Raw genomic sequence first — 24,426 nt, 5'->3', positions numbered from 1 at the left:
GATGGATACCCAACTAGATTCAGCGCCCTGTGGATACTTCTCTATCTCTGATTCGGGCGTCGTACAGTCGATGAATCAAACTTTGCTTACGATGCTTGGATATGAACGCGATGAGCTCATAGGGCAACATATTGAATCCACCATGTCGGTGAGCAACAAGGTGTTTTTCCATACGTATTTCTATCCCTACATCCAGTTATATGGACATGTGGACGAGATGTACTTTAGTTTCCGTACCCGTGATCAGCAGGCTGTTCCTGTTCTGCTTAACGGTGTTCGCCAGACCCGTAACGGGGGAAACGTGGTAGATTGTGTCGTTGTAGTCATGCGTAAGCGAATCGAACATGAGAAGGATATTTTGCATACCAAGACGAAGCTACAGGAGCTATATCAAGCGACGCAAGAAGCGAACAAGGAGCTTGAACGACTGCATGAGGAATATAAAATTAAAGAGCAGGCGTTAATCAAAGTGAATGATCAGTTGGAGACACTGGCCTCCACCGATTTGTTGACAGGATTGAAGAACCGCAGGTTTTTCCAGGAGAAAATGGCTGAGAAACTATTGCTATTCCAGGAGAAGCAACGTCATTTCTCTCTTCTGGTTGTGGACATTGATCATTTCAAAAGTATTAATGATACGTACGGACATCCGATCGGAGATCTGGTGCTCGGTAATCTCGCGGGTCTGCTGCAATCGGTATCACGAGGTACGGATGTGGTGGCACGATACGGCGGAGAGGAATTTGTCATCATTCTTTCGGATTGTGAAGAGGAGCAAGCGAGTGGCATCGGAGAGGAATATCGTTCACAGGTTGCTTCAGCCGATTGGGGCGAATATAACATTACTGTGAGTATTGGTGCGGCCACTGTAGTCGAGGAAGATACGGAACAGACCTTGTTCCAAAGAGCGGACAACGCCCTGTATGCCTCCAAAACCGGAGGACGAAACCGGGTGACACATGCAGCTCAGATGGTAAGAAGTTAAGAATTGGTTTAAGTCAAAAGAAAGCAAAAAGGAGCCTGTGCATGATGAGGGAGATGATCCCGCATGCACAAGCTCCTTTTATTTGTGTGAAACAGATTGACTAAGTTGAGATGGCAGACTTAGGGTTAATTTACCGTGGTGCAAGATAACCATACGCCTTCGCCGGAGAGTTCGCCTGAGGACGAAAATCTTCGCTCGGTTCATCCATAAATGCCGGGTTCACATATATGGAGTGGGCATCATTGCCAGATCCCTTGATGTAGGCAGCGATGCCGGAGTAGGCTTTATTTTTCCAAACCCACAGGGCATCTTCCTGCTCACCTGGTGAGTAATAGACATTATGGTCAAACACATTGCCGGTATTGCTAGTATATTCGTTGTATATCAGTACTTCCGAGCTGCCCGATACGAGAATGTTACGCATGAACGTATTGTTCTTTGTCCGTGACTGCATGAATAACTGTCCATTGCCTGCATTCAGGGTATCATTCCCCACAAGTGTATTGTACATAATCTTGCTATCCTCGGTAGCTCCTCGTTCCTCGTCATAACCTCCCATGGCAATGCCCGTCAATCTGTTGGAATAAATCAGGTTATCACGCACGGTAATATTGCTGGTTGAACGTCCGGCATGCTCTGAGGCAATCTCAATTCCGATATCGCTCCGATATACCCGGTTCTGGTCGATGATATGATCTTTCCCGCCATCTACATAGATGCCACCGGCCGAGTTGGTATCATTGGGCAGGTCTTTACCGTAGGAGGGGTTGTTATTGGACGTAATATCGTATACTTCGTTGCCTCGTACAATGCCGTTCCGGGCCTGATCGTATGTATCATCCTCGGATGTACCCTCGTACCCGATCAGATCAATACCAATATTATCGGAATCATGGATGATATTGTCCTGTATGGCAAAGGTATCAACATTACCGTTGACTGCGAGTGACTCGCTTGAACCAAGTGTAAGATCATACAATTCATTATCCTTGATGATGATATCGCGTAAAGCTTGAGGGTGCTCTGTGCCATAAATGGCAATACCGTGGGCATCCCTGCCCCGCAAATCGGGACCTTCAGGAGTTGCATAACTAGCAATCGCGTGTATGGTGTTGCCTAACAGCTGAATATGCTCACCTGCTCCGTGGACATAGATCCCGGTTGGAACTTGGCCCCCAAGTGTGGTTGTAAAATTACGAATTTCGAGATTTTGAATCGTGATATAACTGGCATTTTCAATTTCAATTAACCCTTCAATGCCCCGGACAGATAAACCCTTACCATCAATGATAACCTGCTCCTGAGGATAACTTGAAAATAGGGTTGGATTAGCGGAAGAATTACCGCTCTTGGTGATTTTGACTTTCTGATGATAGACACCTTCACGCAAATAAATCGTGCTTCCTGGCGAAGCATGGTCGGCTGCGTGCTGCAACGTTTTCCACGGAGATTGAATGGTTCCTTTATTCGAGTCGTTTCCTTGGGGTGATATGTAATGGATGACCTGGGGATCAGACTTTTGAACAGAAACGGGTTCCTTCATGGCAGATGTATGATTCTGACAACCGGATACGAGCACCATCAGAATCGGAATCATAAGTATAACTACGCGAATCAAATCGTTTCCCCCTTGAATTTAGCTTTGAAGATAGATTATAGCAGATTTGAACGGGTTAATAACCCATGATATGCTCTTATAAAATCAGCGAGGAGACTGCTCATGAATACATTAACGATAGCTGAATTAGTAGATCGGGAGAATCACGCATGGGAAGAACTCAAGGAACTCCTGGCTAGTGGGCAAAATACATATGTGTATGTTCCAGCAAAACAAGAGGCTGGAGAGGATACCCTCTATCGTCTGCAAATAAGCACCAAATCCTATTTGGGGGCTGTTGCTTATGAGACAGAAGGTATTGTACTGGACCATGGCTGGATCACGCTGCTTGGTGCGGGTGGTGACAGTACATCTGGGAGTCTCACCAGTTGGAATGGTGTAAGTGAGCAACCTTGGGTAGATGTGCTGGAAGGTATGATGGTCGTTGCATATGATGCGGCAGGCGGTTTCTTCGGACTGGATACAGGCAAGTATGGCCGCACGGGACACATATATTATTTTGCACCGGATACACTCGAATGGGAATCGACAGAACTGGCATATTCAGGTTTCATCAACTGGCTGGCGAATGGCGATCTGGAGCAGTTCTATCAGACCTTTCGCTGGAAAGGCTGGCAAGAGGATATGTCTCAGCTCCAGACAGGACAAGTATTCGCGTATTACCCACCACTTTGGACGCAGGAAGGTGGCGGCGAGAGCAGCAGTAAAGCCCCAATAAGCATAATGGAGGCCTGGAAGTTCGCACTGGACGGTAAATAGTGGAATGCTGCTGTGGGGTGAAATCAGGAAATTAACCGGTAAGTTCAAGTTCATTAAGTGATCCACTTTTAAAAAAACGGCATTTCTGTTCCAAACTAAAAAAGGCTCGCGCTTGGCGCAAGCCTTTTTGTTCTGAACTTTAAACCTCAATTATCAATTGTCCAATGTAACAGGTTTAATGCTTGAGCGTGAAGCTCTGCTATGCCAGACGGTTAGCCCGAGTGAAACAACGCAGATGAACAACAGACAAGCATACACCACATGATAAGCTTCCTCCACTGAGACTCCCGGAATGCTGTGCAGCAGCAGTCCACACACGGCTACAGACACCGAACCACCGAAGAATTGAATCAGTTGTAACATGCCCATACCGGAACCTATCTGGGCTTTGGGCAGCACTCGTGACGCTTCATTATTCAGGGAAGCCATGGAGGCTGACAGTGCCGGTGAGAAAAAGAGATAACCACTGGTAATGATCAAGGCGGATTGATCCAGTCCGAGCATGAATAAGGCAAGTACCGCTGCGAGCAGGGTGTGTCCGATGATCATAAATCGCATATTGCCATAACGGTCGATCCAGCGTCCAACGAAACGGGTGCAGAATGCTGCAACAATAGCTCCAGGAGCAATCAGCAAACCAATGGCGAGCGAAGAGCGCCCATATAGATCAGCAAGCACAAGCGGCATCAAAAACAGATTGCCCAGATTCACCACCAGCACGCAGAATCCGATAAGGATTAACCGGGTGTATCCCGGCGTTTGGAACACTTGTGGATTCACAAACGGAAGACTCGCTTTCCGAATATACAAGAGGTGTGCAACAAGTGAGATAACGCCGATGGCAAACCAGAACCAGGACTGCTGGGTGATTGCGACGAGAAGTGTAGTTGCGTTAATGACGGTTAATATGGCACCAATAACATCGAACGGCTGATCTGTTTTGACGGACTCACGGGGGAGAAAATAGAGCAATATAGGCAGGGCGAGCAGGACAAGCACGGTTATGGCAAAAAGTCCGTTCCAGCCCCAGTACTCGCTAATGAGTCCCCCGACAATGGGGCCAAGTCCAAAAGCCATAGCGCTACCTGATGAAATCAGCGCGATGGCAGCTCCGCGTCGTTCCACCGGGATGTAACGACTTGCAATGACGAGACCCAGCCCGGCCATAACTCCTGCACCCGCAGATTGCAGAATGCGTGTCAGTAACAGGATCGCGAAGTTATGCGCGAACAATCCGAGCAATGAAGATAACCCCAGGATCAGAAGCCCGACCGTTAACAGTTTGCGTACCGGGATACGGTCTGACAATCGACTGTAGATCACCGTCGACAGGGCGTAACCAATCGAATAACTTGAGATGACCCAAGACCCCAGGTCTGAGGTGATTTGAAGATCATGAATAATGACTGGCAAAGAAACATTGAACATGGTGGTATTCATCACAACGATGAACAAGCAGCACGTCCAGAGTGGCATGACAATTTTATCTTTCACGGTACCATTCCTGTCTTGGGTATGAATATGAATTCGGATAGAATCTTTAATAGATATTTGATGAAAACCAATATATCATTTTACACCCCATTTCATCATATGGCAATAATGTCATAATAATTCATTCGGATGTGATGAGCATAGAAAGATATTAATAATAAACAATAGACGGATTTCCTGAATTTAACTAAAATGATCATTGAAGCATACATAAGCAGATGGATCAGCGGTTAGGTAACTAGATATATAAGTAATTAGCATGTTGAAAATGAAGGAGATTATACCCATGACTCATGCATTATTAATGTCCCACAGCGTATTTCCGACGCTTGATATGAATCGAACCGCGCAGTTTTATGAAGAAAAGATGAGCTTTCGAGTCGTCGAATATCTTGATGCCGCAGAACCTCATGTCTGCCTGTATCGTGATCTGACCGAGATTATTTTAACTCAAAGCAATGGACAGAAAGTTATACCCAACAGAGAATTATATGGCTATGGATATGATGCATATTTTATTACCCAGAACCAGGAAGAGCTTCAACAGGAATTGATCAACGCAGATGTGAAAATCGTACGAGTCCTCAATCATACAGACTATAATAACAAGGAGTTTGTGATCGAGGATATTGATGGACGCTGGATCGCTTTTGGCATTAAACAGGGATAATTAGATACATAAACAGGCGCTCCGATAACGGGCGCCTGTTTGTGCATGTTATATCTACAAATCTTATGCCGCAGTAACTTGTTTACCGCGATTGCGAATCCACTTGATGACATCCATCAGAATGACGGCAGCAAGAGCAAGTCCGCCTGCAATCAGGAACTCATTCCAACCGAATGTATCCGGGATAGCGAAGACACCGCGAACACCTGGAATCAGTGTGATTGCATAGAGACAGAGACATACCAGAATGGAGCCAAGCACGAATTTATTGGTCATGAAGCCCACCTGGAAGATGGTCTGTGTATTGGAACGTGCTGCAAAAGTTTGCAGACTGCGTGCCAGAATCAGGGTGGTGAAGGCCATAGCCACACTGATTTCCTCCGAGATGCCAAGTCCAATATATTGGGACACAATAACAGCTGCACCAATCAGGACACCACGTGTAATCACAGCCTGCAGGGTTCCACCTGCGAAGATACCCTCGTTAATGTCACGTGGTTTACGCCGCATCACATCTGGCTCGGGTTTCTCTGTACCCAAAGCAATGGCAGGCAGAGAGTCGTTCACCAGATTGATGAACAGCAGCTGAAGGGCCGTAAATGGATTAACCCAGCCGACGATCAGGGCAAACAAAATGGCGATAATGGCGCCGAGGTTACCGGCAAACAGGTATGCGATGGCTTTTTTGATATTATCAAATACCATCCGCCCAACACTGACCGCATTCACGATGGAGACAAAGTTATCATCCGTCAGAATCATGGCAGCCGCATCCTTGGCGACATCTGTTCCGCTACCCATCGCTACACCGATGTCGGCCTGTTTCAGCGCAGGTGCGTCATTAACTCCATCTCCGGTCATGGCTGCAACTTTGCCTTTACGCTGCCATGCACGCACAATCCGGATTTTATTCTCAGGTGATACCCTTGCGTAGACCGAGATGTGTTCGAGTTGTTTATCCAGCTCCTCGTCAGACATTTTGTCCAGTTCGGCTCCGGTAATGGCGAGATCATCCGGTTCGGCAAGGCCGATATCCACACCGATCGCCTGAGCCGTCGTTTTGTGATCTCCGGTGATCATGATGGTGCGAATGCCCGCTTTTTTGGACTCTTCAATAGAGCCATATACCGCTTCACGCGGTGGGTCAATCATCGCTGTCAGACCAACAAGTGTCAGATCATGCTCGTCATCAATGGTGACCTGGTTTTTATCATCGAATTTTTTGTACGCGTAGGCCAGCACACGGAAGGCTCGTTTGGAGAAGGCCTCATTTTTTTCTTCAAATTGTGTGCGAATCTCAGGTGTGAGGGGCTGAACCTCACCGTTGATAAACACATGACTACAGCGACTGAACAGCACATCCGGTCCACCTTTAGTCAGCAAAGCCGTCTGTCCCTCGAAGGTATGCACCGTACTCATGAGTTTTCGATCCGAGTCAAAAGGAAGCTCAGCTTCACGCGGGAACTGGTCACGGATTTCATTGTAATCCTTGTTCACCCGGTTGCTGAAGGCAATGAGGGCCACTTCGGTAGGATCACCCAGTTCCTTGCCTTCCTGATTAATATTCGAATCATTGCAGAGCACTGCAATATGTAACAGACGTCGTTCCTCTTCTGACCACTGATCGGGATCATCAGGGAATTCATCCTTGGTACCATGGGGAATGTAATAATCCACAACGGTCATCTTGTTCTGCGTTAGTGTACCTGTTTTATCGGTACAGATGATACTGGCAGAACCGAGAGCTTCCACGGCAGGCAGTCTGCGAATGATCGCATGTTGTTTGGCCATCTTATTTGTTCCGAGTGACAATACAATGGTCACAATGGAGGATAACGCCTCAGGAATGGCAGCAACCGCAACAGCTACGGCAAACATCAATGCATTTACGATGGAAGGCCCGATATTCTCCGTACCTTCGGTCAACCATACACGACCGGCTTCAATGCCAAAGATGAGAATCGACAAGCCCAGGATGAAAAAGCCCAGTTTTTTGCTGAATGATTCCAACTTGCGCTGTAATGGCGTGTTCTTGGCTTCGGCATTTTCAATCAATTCAGCAATTTTGCCGATTTCTGTTTTGAGAGCCGTTCCTGTAATGACAAGCATGCCCCGTCCATATACGACGAGTGAGCCACTAAAGGCCATATTGCGACGATCTCCGATTGGAGCTTCATCCGGGATGGTATCGGCGTGTTTCTCCGCAGCTTCGGATTCTCCGGTCAACATGCCTTCGTTGATTTTAAGACTACCTGATTCCAGGATACGGCCGTCTGCCGGGACATAATCACCTGCATCCAGCATAACAATATCACCGGGAACGAGTTCCCTCGCTGGAATGGTTTTTTTCTGCCCGTCACGAATGACCTTGGCTTCAGGTGCAGACATTTGTTTCAGCGCGTCGAGCGAGCTTTCGGCTTTTTTGGTCTGCACTACACTGATCACCGCGTTGAGCAAAATAACCAGGAAAATGATCAACGATTCAATCAGGTGTCCAAGAACAACCTGTACCGCGGCTGCAATCAGCAGCACGATGACCATCGGATCTTTGAAATTTTCGAGAAACAATTTCCAGACTGGTGTTGCATCTTTACCTTTTAACTCGTTATATCCTTCCGTTTCAATTCTCTTGGCAGCTTCGGAGGTCGTAAGTCCCTTGGAGGAACTCTGTACATCCTGAAGGGTTTCCTCCGCACTGTGTCTGTAATGTTGCAATTGACCAGCTCCTTGAATATTAGATTTCTCTGTGTATTACCCTTACGGGCAAAATCTAGAATCGTTTCATTTTCGTATTTTTTTAAGATTATGGATTTATACGTTTTTTAGCTGTACACAGTATTTTTCATAATGATCCGAGATATGCCTTTTTTCGAATGTTATTATTTCCAGTTTGGATGAAAGTCTGGAGAACCATATATAGATATTGGATCAGAAACTGTGTGCACCATCACACTTGCTCATATCAGGGTCTGTTACGCTATTCCATAACGAACTACGTTTAATCTAAGTTTGGAGGGGAAACCATATGTTTTGTTATCAGTGCGAACAGACGCCGAGTGGCGGGTGTACCGTGGTAGGGGTATGCGGCAAAAACGAAACAATCGCAAGTTTGCAGGATACGATGATTTTTGCGTTAAAAGGCATCGCTGCTTATGCAACACATGCACGCCAGTTGGGATATTCTGATCCTGAGGTGGATCGGATTACACATGAGGCATTATATATGACATTAACGAACTCGAATTTTAATGTACAGGAACATCTGGAGATGGCGATGAAAGTCGGCAATGCAGCAATCCGCATTATGGACGTGCTGGATCGTGCGCACACGGACCGCTTTGGTGTACCGCAACCGATTACGGTTAGCCAGAATCAGATCGAAGGACAGTGCATCGTGGTAACAGGGCATAATCTGTATGCATTGGAGGAGTTGCTTCGTCAAACTGAAGGGAAAGGAATCAACATCTATACGCACTCGGAAATGTTGCCTGCGCACGGTTATCCGGCGCTGAAGAAATACACCCATCTCAAGGGCAATATCGGCAAAGCCTGGTATGATCAAAGAAGACTTTTCGAACAATTCCCGGGTGCTATTCTTGCAACAACCAACTGTGTCATGCCGATCAAAGGCACATATGCAGACCGCTTCTTCTCATACGAAGTGGCGGGTCTGGAGGGGGTTGCCAAGATTATGGATGATGACTTCTCAACGCTGATTGAACGTGCATTATCTCTGCCTGCGGCTAATGTACAGTCGGAGCAAGTCTTAACGACAGGATATCATCATGAGACCGTGATTGGGCTTGCGCCCGAGATTATTCAAGCGGTGAAAGACGGGCATATCCGTCGATTCTTCGTTATTGCTGGTTGTGATGCGCCAGGCAAAGGTGGCAACTACTATCGTGAACTCGCGACATCTTTACCGAATGATACTGTAATTCTGACGACATCTTGTGGCAAGTTCCGCTTCAACGATGTGGATTATGGTACGGTTGGAGACACGGGGATACCGCGTTATATCGATCTGGGTCAATGCAACAATTCCGGTTCTACGGTGAAAATTGCAATGGCTTTGGCGGATGCTTTTGGCTGTACTGTGAACGAGTTACCTGTCAGCATTGTGCTGTCCTGGTTTGAGCAAAAAGCAGTTGCGATCCTGCTCGGCCTGTTCAGCCTTGGCATTCAGGACATTCGGATTGGACCGAAACCGCCTGAGTTCATATCGGAAGGTGTCTTGGATGTACTCGTGGATATGTTTGGACTGAAGTTAATTACAACAGCAGAAGAAGATATGAACGCGATGTTGGCACTGTCATAGGATGAGGATGTATATTTATGTGCATCGCCATCTGATGACTGTGAAGTCGGTTGTGAGTATGAAGAGTATGACTCATAATTAAAGATGGATAAGAGCCTACATAAGAGTAGGCTTTTTTTGCTACGTAAACAATGTCATAGGTCCATATACCTTGTATAAATGAACATGCAATGTAAGGGGAATTAGTTTTTTTATCCTATTGAAGTTTTTTCATGGAAATGTGTATATAGATAGAGGCATATTAGATCATAACACATCACAAAACACGGGTTTACCGTAACATGAGGAGATTGTACATAATGCATAACACACAGATTGAAGATTGGTTGAAACTCGCAGGTGGCAAGGAGAACATCAGGTTCGTAGAACACGATAAGGGCACAACGACGCTGGTACTGAAGGACAGTACACAATTGAACATGTCGGCTCTTGCCTTCGCAGATGTTGTAGCAGATATTCGGGTAACAGGTGAGCAGTGCCATCTGGTAATAAGAGATGAATCTTCACTTATCTACAATACGTTACTGGGTATGGACACTTGGGAATCTACAGGGACAGGGTTGCAGGAAGAAGGACACACGAAGAAGAACAGATTCTCGATCTTACATTTTGTATCCGATGTATTCAGGCCCTTGATGCCTGCGATTCTCGGAGCCGCTGTTATTAAAATTATAGTCGCCATTATTGCGTTAATGGATACGTACAGTTCTACGGACTCTTCTGCGTTGATGGACAGCCAGACCTTTACGATCTTCAGGATCATTGGAGACGGTGTATTTTATGTACTGCCTGTATTGGTAGCAATCAGCACAGCGTATCGGTTGAAGAGCAATATCTATGTTGCAGCATCTATTGGCGGACTCATGTTTTATCCGGAGATGACCATGCTGATGTCGGGGGAAAAAGAGGTGCATTTCCTGGGTTTGCCACTTGTGTCCCAGCCAGCTTTTTACTCTACGCCCATCTGGGTCATTCTCACGATCTGTGCAGGGGCCTACCTGGAAAGAGTCGTTGAACGATGGAGTCCAAAATTCTCCAAAGGGATGGTTGCTCCTTTCCTGACGTTACTGGTTCTTGTTCCGTTAGTATTGATGATTCTTGGTCCAGTCGGCACCTGGATTGATGAATATCTGCCGGAGGCATTGGATTCACTAGTAGCTAATGCTCCAGTGTTGTCGGTGATGTTACTGGGAGCAGTCTTCTCGCTAATATTAATTATGGGATTACACTACTGGCTGATTGCCATCATCATTAATGAAATGGTTATGAATGGTGGTTCTATGGTGATTGCTGCCATGTTAGTGGCGATTGTAGGACAAGCAGGGGCTGCGCTTGCAAACGGAATCCGCTCGAAAGAGCCAGCATCCAGAAGACTTGCTTTCTGGGCAACGGGAACAGCGCTCCTTGGAGTGGTAGAGCCTGCATTGTATGCAGTCAACATGAGAAAAAGATCCTCTTTCTACGCGGCATTGCTGGGTGGAGCTGCGGGTGGACTGTATTTTGGATTATTATCTGTCAAGGCATTTGCTATGGTGGGGAATCCGAGCTTGGTCAGCCTCCCGCTCTTCATCGAAGAGGGTAGCCTGAATCTGTTACACACATGCATTGGTGTGGTTATTGCGTTTGGTGTCTCGAGTGGACTAACGTATTGGATGGCAGGAAAAGGACAGAAACGGGGATAGGGGTGACCGAAACCCAGCATTGAGTAATACGTAAAACGTACTAATTGAATAAGTAGTATTAAAGTTGTAAGAAAGAGCCTGTGCCTGATGGTACCGGCCTTTTGTTGTTTTTGTATCTGAATAATACAAGTATGAAATGCTCAGTAGCTGTCCACCATTTTATTCAAGCCATAGCTTGTTGGTTATGGAGTTGTCATGTATTTTGATATAGTGAAACCTATAAATCTGGATTACTAATCCCTTTGAAAGGATAACCTATGTCTGACAACATGGAATGGATTGCTCAATGGAAGTCAACGGATGCACTAAGCAACGCATGGATAACGAAAGGCGAGCTGCATCAGTTTTTCAGTCACACCTTGATATTTATCATTGATGGAGAAGCGATCTGGAATATAAATGGACATCGAGTTCACGTCTCCTATGGAGAATTAATTGCGCTTGAAGAGAACTCCGTAATGGAGGTCATTGAAGGTGGCAACCTGGATCTGGCAGGCTGGCATGTTCAGTTCGATACATATTCGGTGCTGCATGATAGGCGGGAGGCTGAGAAGTTCGAATGGCATTTACCATCAGGAGAGGCGTATCAGAAAGTGCAACTGTCCGGTGGAGGTTTGGCAAGTATCATTCAGCATTGGAGTGAAGCGCATTCACAGGAACAGAGTGCAGAAAGGATTGGCAATCAGCATTTGTTATATGAGTTGTTGAGTAATCTATATCGGAAACAGCCGGATAACGAGTTGAAGCCAGAACACGGTATACTTCGCTCCATTGACTACATGCAGCAGCATTATGATCAGGTCATTACACGTACACAGTTAGCTCAGATCGCCGGTATTAGTCCATGGCATTATTCCCGCAAATTTAGTGAGCGATATGGTAAGCCACCTCTGGATTATCTGGCCCACTACCGGATCTACCGTGCGCAGGAAGAACTGTTATTAACCGCTGCAACCTCTCAGGATATTGCCAAAAAGACTGGATTTGAAGATGCTCATTATTTTAGCCGACGCTTCAAACAGTTGACTGGCGTATCACCTAAGATATATAGGCAGACGATGACGCAGCGCAAGATCGTATCACTTTCTCCAATCTGTGCAGAAATTATGATTCATCTGGGTGTCATCCCCCATGCCGTAGTGGTCACCCCAATCCTGCTGTTCCCACATCACCATGAACAATTTATAGCGCATGGAGTGCAGATGCTGGAGGTTACACAGTATGAGGTGGAGATAGAACTTGTTCGACAAGTTCAACCGGAGATGTTGATAGGAAACGTATTGACGGAAGAGGTCAAAAGGGAGCTGCGCACAATTGCACCGATTCTAACCGGACTTCATCAAGATGTAGAACCCATGCTCGATCAATTGGCAGCCTGGTTTCTCAAAGAAGAAGAGGCTTATAGACTGCATCAGCAGATGAAACATGAAGTCAGCTTAGCTAAGCGAAAGTTGCAACCCATCATCCAATCCGCGTCCACTGTCATGCTGCTGAGGGTGGAAGCGTTTGGTTATCGATATCTGGGTGGGCATTCACACGGGGTATCACACTTGTTATATGAACAGCTTGGATTAACACTGCCGCAAGCACTGGATTCAGGTACAGCATGGTTTAACCCTTGTTCGCTGGACCTGCTCACACAAGCCAATCCCGATTATCTGTTTGTGGAAAAGCGGATTATGCAGCACTTCAGTGCTGAAGAAAATATGAGGAAACTATGGGAGAGTCCGCAATGGAATGACCTGAAGGCTGTAAAAAATAATCGGGTATTTTACGTCGATACTCACCTGTGGGTAGACGGTCACGGAATTACGGGACACACTCTGATTCTCAATCAGATCGTTCGCTACCTTACGGAAACACTTCATGAGAGAGCACAATAATCCAACTAAATACGCACGATATGCTATGGAAGCAATAATCCTTCTTTGATATTATTTGATAATAATTATCATTATCAATATACATAAGGGGCGAAGTATATCATGTCACGAAGGTTTAAAGGGTTTGGTATCATGCTGTTGGTGGTTAGTGTAATGCTGGCGGCATGTTCCGGTGGAACCAAGGAAGAGAACGCAACAGCTGGAACAGCAGGTGCTCCAACTGAAGGAGCAGCGAGTACTGCAGAAGAAACAGCGACTGAAAGTGGGACTAAGGTGGTAAAGGATCAGTTTGGAGAAGTAACGATTCCAACTCACCCTCAAAATCTGGTGGTGTTTGATTCAATCTATGCCGAGTATCTGATTGAAATGGGTGTTACACCTCAAATCGTTTTGTTAACTCCAGAAGTTGAAGCGGAATACCGCCCTAATTATCTGAAAGAACATGGGGTCCAGATCATTGAAGTCGAGCAATATCAATATAACTATGAACAGTTGCTTGCGTTGACACCGGATATGATCCTTACAGCTGGCGAAGGTATGGAACAGGGCGTATATGATGAATTGTCCAAAATCGCTCCTACGGTGGCACTGGATGCCAACAGTGAAATGAAACGTGCTATGCCGAAGCTGGCTGCCATATTTGACAAGACCGAAGAATCTGCCAAAGTACTGACTGAATTCGACGAGAAAGCCTCCCAAGCGAAAGAGAAGATTGCGGCAGCCCTGGGAGACAAGACCGTATTGGTTCTCCGGGTGGAGCACAATCGTTACCGTTTCATGGGTCCAAAAGGAGGAAGCAGCAGTGTTTTCTTCTATGATATCCTGGGTCTGAATAGTCCTGAAGCGATCAAAGACTCTACAGATTGGTTTAGCCAGTTCTCCCTGGAATTCTTGCCTGAGATGAATCCGGATTATATTTTCCTGGAAGACAGAACCCTTGTAGGTTATGACACGAAGAAATCTATGGAAGATCTGAAAGCAAGCCAAGTGTGGTCGAATCTGGAGGCTGTGAAGAATGATCATGTCTTCCCGCTGAAGACAAGCCAATTCGTATCGGGTGTGGGTCCGATTGGATCTGTAAAATTGATGGACTATGTTGTTGAAAAGTTGGTGCCTTAAATGACAACGGAGACACAATTGGATATCTACGATATTACGATCATTGGTGGTGGGCCTGCTGGCATGTATGCCTCATTTTATAGTGGTATGAGAGCCATGCGTACCAAGATCATCGAAGCCAAGCAGGAACTGGGTGGATTCATGCGTACATACCCGGAGAAGCTGATCTGGGATGTGGGCGGGATAGATCCGATTCGATGTGAGAAGCTGATTGAATCACTGGAGAGACAGGCGAGAACGTTCGATCCAACGATTGTGTTTGGGCAGGAAATAGCCGAGCTTGAACGATGTGAGGATGGTGTATTTGTACTCATTTCCAAAACAGGCGAGCGTCATTATACACGTACTATCCTGTTATGCGCGGGCAGAGGCATGACTCAAGTGCAAAAACTGGCTATTGAAGGTGCCAACCGATATGAACTGACAAATCTGCACTATACGATAACCGACCTGTCCCGATTTGCCGGGAAGCGTGTTCTGATCTCGGGTGGTGGCGATTCCGCAGTCGACTGGGCGAATGAAATGGGCAAGATAGCAAGTGAAGTTACAGTAGCACACAGACGTCATGAATTCACCGGACATGAGTCGCCTGTTGCTCAGATGAAAGCTCAAGCCAACGTCATGACGCCATTTAACATCTCACGCTTATACGGTACAGGTGACAAAATAGATCGTGTCGAGCTGGCCCATATAGAAACCGGTGAGATCACACATGTTGAGGTGGATGAGGTCGTCGTAAGCCACGGGTATGATCGTGATTTTGGCAATCTTGTGCAATGGGGACTGGCGCGGGAAGATTACGGCGTATCCGTAGATCAGCGCATGCGTACCAACATTCCAGGCATATTCGGAGCAGGTGATTTCATTACCTATGGAAGCAAAGTTCGACTGATTGCAGGTGCTTTTAACGATGCGGTGCTTGCAGTCAACAGTGCCAAGACGTATCTGGAACCTGCTGCTTCTGATATGGCGGGTGTCTCTTCTCACAACGCCCGGTTCTATGAGAAAAACAAAGCACTATTGTAAAATAAGAAGAACCTGTGTGAAAGGGATGAGCATAGCAAAAGCCAGTCAAACCTCGAGAGTATCTCGTGTTCAACTGGCTTTTTTATCTGCCTTTTATATTGAAAATTGGTCTATGCATTCATGTTATAGACTGGATTCATAGACCAATTTACTCATTATAGGCACTATAATTTTCTAATTTATAGTTAATAGTCTATGCCCCTCGTGATGGATACACATAGTATGTGGAGAAATATCACGGAGGTGAGTTGGTTGTTAAATAGACATGGGAAACGAATTTGTAGACGTAAATTTAAAAAACATTTTCATTGTGGTGTTAAGGTAAAAGTGGTAAAAGTTAAACCTAAAGTTATTGTTAATGCACCGCAAGGTTCTCCAGGGATTCCTGGCCCACTAGGACCGATAGGTCCCAAGGGAGCGACAGGAGCTCAAGGGATACCGGGGCCGATCGGACTGCAAGGAGTTCCTGGTATACCAGGACCAGTCGGCCCTGCCGGAGCAGTAGGTCCAGTAGGCCCAGTAGGCCCAGCAGGAGCAACAGGTCCGGCCGGTCCAGTTGGGGCAGGAATATCTGATTTCCTAAGTGTTTTCCGAGCAGATCCTGGCACAGGTACTGACACAGTTCCAGGAAACGCTCCAATAACTTTAACCGGTGTTTTGGCTAATGTTGGAGGTGCATTTACTTTTGTACCGCCATCCTCGACGATAACAATCAATGAAACAGGAAGTTACTTGATCTCTTTTAGCATTCATAATCAGGGCAATGCGGATTTCAACCTCACGGTAAATGGAACGCCCATAACACCTGTGCCATTCACAGGTAATGGAGGTGGACCTATATCTGCTGAAGTTATTGTTACGGTTACAACGGTTCCGACCACGATCCAACTGGTAAATGCGAATGCAACTCCTGCACAGTTGCATAACAATCTAAATACCACTGTGACCATTCTAAAACTGACTCCTTAATTCCGATTCTCAATATAGTCTATGTCAGCATAAAAATAAAAGTTTATGTCTTTTATCCAGTCAATAAGTCTATTTATTCAGCAAAATAGTCTGAACTAGTAGGCACTGGAGAGTGGCGGGACGATGAAGCTCATAGACTTCACCGCTGCTCTCTGCGTTTCCAGAGCCCAGCCTACCATTCGAACCAATCAACTATGATGCGAAGAGATTCGTACCAATAATGTGATAATCTGGTGAATTGTTTGTTGTATAAGTCCATATTGCTTCGTTCTCCATTATACTTGATGAAAACGGACGAGGAGATGGACTCCAGATGAAAAAACAAATGTGGATCATTGCAAGTGTTGTAGTTGTGATTGTGATCGGAACATACCTGTTTGCAAGCAATACAGGTAAGGAAGAGGCGGGTAAAGCCAATGCGCCCAACATCCGAAAATTGGTGGAAGATATCAGCACAGGAAAAGAGACACCGGAATCTGCCTCCATTAATGCCAAACAGTTAATCATCACCGATCAAGATGAAAAAACCATTACATATGATTTGCCTGAAAATGAATTTTTCCTTTCCATTGCACCCTATGTGGACCAGACCCATCCCTGTGCAATTCATAGCTTGACCGGTTGTCAGGGGGAAATGAGCAATAAGGAATTTAGCGTTACCATTCACGATTCTCAAGGCAACACTTTTATGAAAGACGCAGTGATTAAGTCTGGTGCGAACGGATTTATGGATTTTTGGGTGCCTAGAGACAGAACCTATCTGATTCGTATTGTTCGAGATGGAAAGGTTGCAGAAACGCAATTGTCTACATACGAAAATGATAATACATGCATCACTACGATGCAGTTGAGTTAATGTAAACAGCAATCAATAGAAGGGAAGGATGGCTTTTGAGCTATCCCTTTCCTTTTTTTATCTCATAAAAGAATTGGAATAAGGTACTTTGCATTGACAAAAATCAATTCCTACGGCATAATCCAATAGTGATAATGATAATTGTTATCATATAAATACATACAAACAGGGGAGAAAAGAGATATGAAAAAAGGGTTGAACGGATTGTTGATCATGCTGGCCTTTGTGCTGGTTTTGGCAGGTTGTGGTAAAACCACGACTACAACAGATACAAGTCAAGGTAGTGACTCCGGTAGTGCTCCGGCTGAAGAGACAGCAGGTCCTGTTACCGTGAAGCATAAACGTGGAGAGCTTAAGCTGGACAAACCAGCAGAACGTGTCGTTACGCTTGAATGGACATATACGGAAGATGTTGTTGCCTTGGGTGTTCAACCAGTAGGTAACGCAGATAACGCTAACTATAAAGTATGGGTAACATCCGAAGCAGCACTGGATGACAGTGTAACGGATATCGGAACACGCAGTGAACCCAATCTGGAAGCTATTGCTGCATTGAAGCCAGATCTGATCATTGCCAATGCGGATAATAATACAGCGGTCTACGATCAGCTGAATGCAATTGCACCAACGATTGAATATGATCCGTATGATGGTGACGGCTATGATTATGACAAGATGACAGAGATCTTTAATAACATTGCAACAGCTCTCGGTAAAGAAGACAAAGCAAAAGAAGTTCTGAGTGATCTCGATCAGCACTATGTAGAAGCCAAAGAAAAACTGGCTGCTGCGGGGAAAGAAAACTTCAACTTTGCACTGACACAAGCGTTCACATATCAAAATGCAGTCAGCCTGCGTATGTTTACCGATAACTCGGTTGTCATTGGTACATTGGACAAAATCGGACTGGTTAACGATTGGCAGCCGGACAAAGTTGAAAACTATGGCTTCTCTACAGTAGGCATTGAATCCTTAACCGATGTGAAGGACAGTAACTTCATTTATATTACACAACCAGACGATGACGTCTTTGGCACAGCCATGAAAGACAACTCGGTATGGAACGGACTGAACTTTGTGAAGGAAAAACGCACATATCAACTCGATAGCACAACATGGACATTTGGTGGACCGATCTCCTCCAAAGTATTGGTTGATGGGGTAGTCGAGGCGATTACCAAATGAGTTCGGTTCAAGGGTCTAAGCCAGCTATGAATTGGCGCACAATAAGCATATATGGGGGCGGTCTAACCGCTCTCATCGTGCTTTTTTTTGTAAGTCTGTGTTATGGAGAAGCTTCCATTCCTTTGCACGTTGTTTGGGACGCTCTTACAGGCAGACAGGATTCATTAGAGCACAATATGGTCTGGGACTTGCGCATGCCGCGTACAGTAATCGGTATTCTTGCGGGTGGCGCACTGGCTGTTGCGGGCGCTTTGCTGCAAACGATTACTCGTAATCCATTGGCTGCTTCAGATACCCTGGGCATTAATGCAGGAGCATACTTTGTGGTGGTGCTGGGAGCTATCGCTTTTCCAGGTCTATTAAGTCAGTCGCCTTTTCTTTTCGCAGCACTAGGTGGTTTGCTGGCAGCATTTGCGGCTTATTTCATGGGCGGCGGACGAACATCAAGCCCGGTTCGACTTGCGTTGTCCGGTATGATTGTATCGATGGTGCTTGGTTCATTTACAAGTGCATTACATATTTTTTTCTCCATGGAGACACAAGGGTTGTTCCTTTGGGGCTCCGGAACACTTGTCCAGAATGACTGGAGTGGTGTGTTTTATGCTTTGCCTTGGGTGGTTGGTATTACCCTTCTCTCGTTAATCCTTTCCAGACAGTGGGATATGCTGGAGTTGGATGAATCAACGGCTTCTTCCTTGGGACAAAAGGTTACATTGGCTCGTGCAGTAGGGTTAATACTTGCTGTATTGCTGGCTGCTGTGATTGTAAGTGTAATCGGACCGATTGGCTTCGTGGGACTGGTCGCACCACATCTGGTTCGATTGAGTGGTGTACGTTCTAATCGATTACTTTTACCCGGTGTGTTCATATGGGGCGCAGCGCTCCTGGTTGGAGCAGATGTCCTCGCCAAGATGGTGCATAACTCCAGCATGGAACTGCCAACGGGTGCCGTTATGGCGATCATTGGTGCACCGTGGCTCATCTGGCTTGTTCTTACACGCATGAAGGCTGCGAACGGATCAGGCATGTCTACTTCAATGAGCACAGGAGGAGCTGCGCGTCGCTTTGCATTTGGCCCGATGGCTGTATTATTCTCAGTCATAACGGTCGTGCTTATCTTGCTCAGTACGATGTTTGGCGGTATGCGAATTCCCCTGGCCGATTGGTTACCAAGTCTGTTCCAATCGGATGGACTGTTCTCCGCGCTGATTCAGCTTCGGATTCCGCGTACACTTGTTGCCGCAGGTGCAGGAGCTGCACTGGCAATCAGTGGTGTACTCATTCAGATGGCGGTACGTAACCCGCTGGCTGATGCTTCAATTGTTGGTGTGTCCTCAGGTGCAGGGCTTGGAGCGATGATGGTCATCATCTTATGGCCGGGTCTTCCGATATACTTGCTGCCAATTGCGGCAATCATCGGTGCAGCCATTGCTGCAGTGGTGGTGTTCTCCCTCGCCTGGAAGAAAGGACTGAACCCTTCGGCGGTTGTGTTGCTGGGGATCGCGATGTCTGCCATTGCTGGAGCAGGTATTCAGATTCTGATTGTCCGTGGTGCGGTATACGGTAGCAGCGGATATATCTGGCTGACAGGAAGTACCTATGCTCGTACCTGGGAACAGGTGAGGGTTATCGGATTATTTTTAGTTATTCTGGTACCGGTGGCTTGGTGGCTGGCACGCAGATTCGAACTGCTGGTATTTGACGACAATAGTGCATCCGGGCTTGGTCTCGGAGTACGTCGTACACGATTATTAGCCATGACAGTTGGTGTATTACTTGCAGCAGGTGCGGTTGCTTGTGTAGGAACCGTTGGTTTTATCGGCCTGATTGCACCACATATGGTTCGGCTATTGACGGGGAATAAGTTAAGACGATCCATGTTTTTATCCGCATTAGCCGGTGCAGTCATGCTGGTGCTCGCCGATACAATCGGTAGAACCGTCATGGCGCCGACAGAGATTCCATCAGGCATACTCATTGCGATCATCGGTACACCGTACTTCTTGTATCTGATGTATCGTTCTAACTGGCGCAAGTCTGTATAAATCGTTGAAACCGGAAGCCTGCTCCCCGAGCAGGCTTTTTGCTGTAACTTGGCACCATTCAGCCGCGATCTTAAATCACCCAATGAATGTCTACTCCCGCACCAAATGACAAAATCCCCTCACGTCTACAGGAAGTTGAGATCACGTTATCAAACGTGAAACTCTTGTTCCCTGTGGACCTTGAGGGGATATTTGCTTGAGCACATTCGAATTGTGCTCCCGTTAGCTGGATTTCAGAATCCCGCTGTCATCGACGGATTGTACCGCCTGTTGCAATATTTCATTATCCTGAACGAGGGCGAAGCGCACATACCCTTCACCCGAAGGACCAAAGGCACTACCTGGGGTTGCGATGACCCCTGCATGTGTAACCAGATCCATGGCAAATTGCTCCGAGCTGTCGTAGTGCGCCGGAATCCGGCTCCAGACGAACATTGTTGCATCAGGTTTGGCAATCGGCCAACCGAGATTGCTGAATCCATCACAGAGGATGTCTCTGCGCTGTTCATAAATAGCTCTGACCCGTTCAACCTCGGATTGATCACCGGTAATGGCGGCAATTGCTGCTTTTTGGATCGGTAGGAACATCCCGTAATCCATATTGGATTTCAGCTTTTTCAGCATGGAGACCATGGTTGTATTGCCCACACAGAAGCCGATTCGAGCTCCGGCCAGTCCGTACGTTTTTGACAGGGAATTGAATTCCACACCGACGTCCATGGCGCCAGGGAATGCGAGGAAGCTTCCACATGACTTTCCGTCAAACACGAGCTCACTGTACGCATTATCATGGAGCACGATAATATCATACTTCTTCGCAAAGGCAATCAGGTCGAGATAGAACTGATCTGGTGCCATCGCAGTTGTTGGATTGTTGGGATAGGAGACCAGCATGAATTTTGCTCGATGAGCGATATCTTCCGGTATATCCTGAAGTTGAATAACATACCCGTTTTCTTCTTTTTGCGGCATATAATACAGTTCTGCACCTGCCAGTAACGGTCCATCCGCGAAGACGGGATAGCAGGGGTCAGGGACCAGCACCAGATCACCTTCATCGACAATGGAGAGGGATATATGTGCCAGCCCTTCCTGTGAACCGAGTAAGGAACAGATCTGTGTTGCAGGGTCTAACTCGACCTGATAGCGCTGCTTGTACCAATTGCTCGTAGCTTGTAACAACTCACTCTGATCATTCACAGCATATATATAATTAGCCGGATCAGCTGCGGCCTCGCATAGTGCAGTTATAATATGCTGCGCAGGTGGGATATTTGGCGTACCCACACTGAGATCAATAACGGGCTGCCCGTTCTCCAGTCTGCGGCGTTTGATCTCCAGTAACCGGGTGAAAATTCCTTCGTTGAAATGATCCATTCGTTTGGCAAAGTTCATGATGATGATTCAGCCTCCAATCCTCTTCGTACGCATATTCATTAATAATAAATGGACAGCGACTAAAAGAGAAGAGCAGGGGAAAGCTTGTGGATCATGACTTTACTTTAAACTGGCTTAGTTCGTCTTGCAGTTTGCCAGATAGCTGGTTCAACTGTTTCGACAGATCTGCTACTTGTTCGATACTATCCAGCTGATCCTGCGTGCTGGCGCTTACTTCTTCCGTCGATGCCGAGTTCTCCTCTGTGGTGGATGAGATAATCTCCAGTGCCTGGAATATCTCATCTTTGTGTTTGTGTACATTGGCGGTATTAGTGGTAATCTGCATCATACGTTGCTGTAGATCTTTCAGGTCTTTGTTAATACTGAAGAATACATGTTTGGTATCTTCTACGGATTTGGCATTCTCCTCCGCAATCTTCATACCGCGCATGGTATGCTCAACCGACAGGGTTGTTTTCTCTTCAATAACATTCACCTTTTTGTTGATTTCCTCTGTTGCCTGAGCCGTCTGTTCTGCAAGTTTGCGGACCTCTTCGGCAACGACGGCAAATCCTCTTCCATGTTCGCCAGCACGTGCAGCCTCGATGGAGGCATTCAGGGCGAGCAGGTTCGTTTGAGAGGCAATCTGTTTGACTGTATCCACAAAACTGGATATTTCATTCCGGCTTATATCGATCTCCTGAATGATGGAGGACACCGCTTGGGTGGACTGATGATTTTCCTTGGACCATTTCGATAATTGTTCCACGACCGCAAGTCCTTGGCTGCTTTGATCGGCAGATGTCTGCACGACCGTTCCCATAGCCTGCGCATCGGTAGCAATTTCATCAATTTGGCTGGATAACGAGCCTGTTTTGCGTAAAATATTTTCCGTTTCGATGGACTGATAATTCGTTGCATTGGCAATCTCGTTAATGGCTGTCGATGTGTCATTCATGGTCACAGCCGTTCGTGAGGAGATGTCTTGCAGATCATTCGACGACTGGTTCAGGATTTGCGCCGAGCTGCCGACCATTTGCAGCATGCCCTGAATTTTCTGCACCATGGAATTCAAACCTGTGGCGATCTGTCCAATTTCATTATTAGATTTGATATCCAGTTGGACAGTCAGGTCACCTTGTTCAATCTGTTTAATCTTGGCCAGCAGCTGTGGTATGGAGCGTAACAGACGGCGAAGGGTAATGTAACAGATAATCACAAGCAAAAGGGTGGCTGCAGCAAAACCGCCAAGTGTAATCCACGTGAACGTTTTTAATTCCGCGAGAACTTCTTCTTCGGATATGGTTAGACCAACGGACCATCCCGTATCCTTGCTGGTAGCGTAGCCGATATACCGACGTTCCCCATTGTCGTTCATAAGCTGTACGCCGTTTTCACCCGCAAGCATTTTCTTGCCGATGTCCCCCATGTCCCCCGTACTGTCCAGGATGTTCTCCTTCAATACCTTTTCTTGATCCGGATGGTACAGAATTTCCCCGCTCTTGGATAGCAACATGGAATAGCCCGTGCTTCCAAGGGAATAACTCTCCATAATCGCCGGAATATCCTTGAATGCAATATCCGCTGCGGCAAAACCGATCGTGTTGTTGTTTTTGTCTTTGATCGGATAAAAGATACCCATGAGTACATCGCCTGCTGCAATATCAATGTACGGATCGGAGAAATAAAGTCCGTCTGCGTCGGTAACCGGCTTGTAGTATGGACGTGACTGGATATCAAAGTCCGGTGCAGATACGACACCATCATTTTGAATCCAAAAGCCTTTTCCATCCAGACCCGCGACCCAGGCATCTGCAAACGAAGGCTCTGCTTTAACAATAGCGGCGAGTGTCGCCTGTGTTTCCGCAGCGTAGGTTGAACTTTTCGCATCCGCAGCAGATGCTGTTGTTTCTATGTATTGCTGAAATAATGTGTTGGTGGACATTTGCTTGACCAGTGCACCTTTTTCCTTGAATAGTGCATCAAATTCACTAACAATGGCTTGTGTCTTGGTCTGGAGCATGGATTCCTGCTGTTTCACCAGAATGTTTCGTGTGCTTGCAAACATAAATGTTCCCAGCACGGCAAAGACAACTACGATAATGATCAGCAGCACAATGGACAACGTATTTGCCATACTGGATGTCCGTGCTCCCGTTTTCCCCCGCTTGTTCAACATGTTCGACATATTCCATCTCCCCAGATGATTAATAAAAAGCTCAAAACGCCTAAGTTATATGTCGGCTTAATCTATAGTTTTATGTAGATTTCTGTCGAATAATCCTGAAAGCAACGGAAAGGAAAGGCATGAGTATGAGAAGGATGAAAAGGAAGGGATGAAAAAAGAAGAAAGGAATGAAAAAACGGGGATCGGTGGTGGTTCATTCAGGTGATCTTGTTTATAATGGAATGAATTGGAACTATGGATGGAAAAGGGGGA

The 24,426-nt window shown here is 46.3% G+C and carries 17 protein-coding genes; 12 read left to right on the top strand and 5 right to left on the bottom strand.

All coding sequences use genetic code 11. The features are described 5' to 3' along the window. Position 1 precedes the first annotated feature (1 nt). Positions 2-985, top strand: coding sequence for a sensor domain-containing diguanylate cyclase (locus AC4E8D_RS23005; protein WP_221824447.1), 984 nt, complete (start codon positions 2-4; stop codon positions 983-985). A 130-nt stretch (positions 986-1,115) separates the two neighbouring features. On the opposite strand, the gene AC4E8D_RS23000 is transcribed toward AC4E8D_RS23005, so the two are convergent. After that, positions 1,116-2,603, bottom strand: coding sequence for a right-handed parallel beta-helix repeat-containing protein (locus tag AC4E8D_RS23000; RefSeq protein WP_490205254.1), 1,488 nt, complete (start codon positions 2,601-2,603; stop codon positions 1,116-1,118). 102 nt (positions 2,604-2,705) lie between these two features. Between AC4E8D_RS23000 and AC4E8D_RS22995 the strand changes: the two genes are divergently transcribed. Then, a complete protein-coding gene (locus tag AC4E8D_RS22995) occupies positions 2,706-3,362 on the top strand; it encodes a DUF2625 domain-containing protein (protein WP_307416601.1) in 657 nt (218 codons plus the stop codon). A 153-nt stretch (positions 3,363-3,515) separates the two neighbouring features. On the opposite strand, the gene AC4E8D_RS22990 is transcribed toward AC4E8D_RS22995, so the two are convergent. Further along, positions 3,516-4,856, bottom strand: a complete 1,341-nt coding sequence (locus tag AC4E8D_RS22990; RefSeq protein ID WP_221824443.1) for an MFS transporter — start codon at positions 4,854-4,856, stop codon at positions 3,516-3,518. Positions 4,857-5,142: 286 nt separating this feature from the next. Here AC4E8D_RS22990 and AC4E8D_RS22985 point away from each other — a divergent pair, with 286 nt between their 5' ends. After that, the gene (locus tag AC4E8D_RS22985; RefSeq protein WP_221824442.1) at positions 5,143-5,526 is read left to right on the top strand and encodes a VOC family protein; all 384 of its coding nucleotides are present in this window, start codon (positions 5,143-5,145) and stop codon (positions 5,524-5,526) included. Between the two features lie 63 nt (positions 5,527-5,589). Here the strand turns inward: AC4E8D_RS22985 and AC4E8D_RS22980 are convergent, their stop codons facing one another. Further along, complete coding sequence (locus AC4E8D_RS22980; protein WP_221824440.1) at positions 5,590-8,241, bottom strand: cation-translocating P-type ATPase; 2,652 nt, start codon at positions 8,239-8,241, stop codon at positions 5,590-5,592. 310 nt (positions 8,242-8,551) lie between these two features. On the opposite strand from AC4E8D_RS22980, the gene hcp reads away from it, so the two are divergent. The 9 genes from hcp to AC4E8D_RS22935 all read left to right on the top strand — a co-directional run bounded on the left by hcp (position 8,552) and on the right by AC4E8D_RS22935 (position 20,609). Continuing rightward, positions 8,552-9,844, top strand: coding sequence for a hydroxylamine reductase (gene hcp, locus AC4E8D_RS22975; protein WP_490205253.1), 1,293 nt, complete (start codon positions 8,552-8,554; stop codon positions 9,842-9,844). Between the two features lie 299 nt (positions 9,845-10,143). Beyond that, positions 10,144-11,526 carry a PTS transporter subunit EIIC gene (locus tag AC4E8D_RS22970; RefSeq protein WP_221824436.1) on the top strand — a complete coding sequence of 461 codons (1,383 nt, stop codon included), beginning with the start codon at positions 10,144-10,146 and terminating at the stop codon, positions 11,524-11,526. Positions 11,527-11,783: 257 nt separating this feature from the next. Further along, positions 11,784-13,409: a helix-turn-helix domain-containing protein gene (locus tag AC4E8D_RS22965; protein WP_221824434.1), complete on the top strand. Its 1,626-nt coding sequence runs from the start codon at positions 11,784-11,786 to the stop codon at positions 13,407-13,409. Positions 13,410-13,511: 102 nt separating this feature from the next. Then, positions 13,512-14,528, top strand: coding sequence for an ABC transporter substrate-binding protein (locus AC4E8D_RS22960; protein WP_221824431.1), 1,017 nt, complete (start codon positions 13,512-13,514; stop codon positions 14,526-14,528). Then, positions 14,529-15,554 carry an NAD(P)/FAD-dependent oxidoreductase gene (locus AC4E8D_RS22955; RefSeq protein WP_221824430.1) on the top strand — a complete coding sequence of 342 codons (1,026 nt, stop codon included), beginning with the start codon at positions 14,529-14,531 and terminating at the stop codon, positions 15,552-15,554. Between the two features lie 327 nt (positions 15,555-15,881). Beyond that, positions 15,882-16,523, top strand: coding sequence for a collagen-like protein (locus tag AC4E8D_RS22950; RefSeq protein WP_490205252.1), 642 nt, complete (start codon positions 15,882-15,884; stop codon positions 16,521-16,523). A gap of 313 nt (positions 16,524-16,836) precedes the next feature. Further along, complete coding sequence (locus tag AC4E8D_RS22945; RefSeq protein ID WP_221824426.1) at positions 16,837-17,379, top strand: CueP family metal-binding protein; 543 nt, start codon at positions 16,837-16,839, stop codon at positions 17,377-17,379. A 183-nt stretch (positions 17,380-17,562) separates the two neighbouring features. Further along, on the top strand, positions 17,563-18,564 hold the full coding sequence (locus AC4E8D_RS22940; RefSeq protein ID WP_237177161.1) for an ABC transporter substrate-binding protein: 1,002 nt from the start codon (positions 17,563-17,565) through the stop codon (positions 18,562-18,564). Beyond that, positions 18,561-20,609: an iron ABC transporter permease gene (locus AC4E8D_RS22935; protein WP_221824422.1), complete on the top strand. Its 2,049-nt coding sequence runs from the start codon at positions 18,561-18,563 to the stop codon at positions 20,607-20,609. The genes AC4E8D_RS22940 and AC4E8D_RS22935 overlap by 4 nt, the downstream gene beginning before the upstream one ends. A gap of 222 nt (positions 20,610-20,831) precedes the next feature. On the opposite strand, the gene AC4E8D_RS22930 is transcribed toward AC4E8D_RS22935, so the two are convergent. Together AC4E8D_RS22930 and AC4E8D_RS22925 are read right to left on the bottom strand one after the other, a co-directional pair. Then, the gene (locus tag AC4E8D_RS22930; protein WP_339178371.1) at positions 20,832-22,004 is read right to left on the bottom strand and encodes an aminotransferase class I/II-fold pyridoxal phosphate-dependent enzyme; all 1,173 of its coding nucleotides are present in this window, start codon (positions 22,002-22,004) and stop codon (positions 20,832-20,834) included. 94 nt (positions 22,005-22,098) lie between these two features. Then, positions 22,099-24,174, bottom strand: coding sequence for a methyl-accepting chemotaxis protein (locus AC4E8D_RS22925; RefSeq protein ID WP_490205251.1), 2,076 nt, complete (start codon positions 24,172-24,174; stop codon positions 22,099-22,101). Positions 24,175-24,426: the final 252 nt, after the last annotated feature.

It is taken from the genome of Paenibacillus sp. SRL342, assembly GCF_984798905.1.
This window is presented reverse-complemented; position numbering and strand designations above follow the sequence as displayed.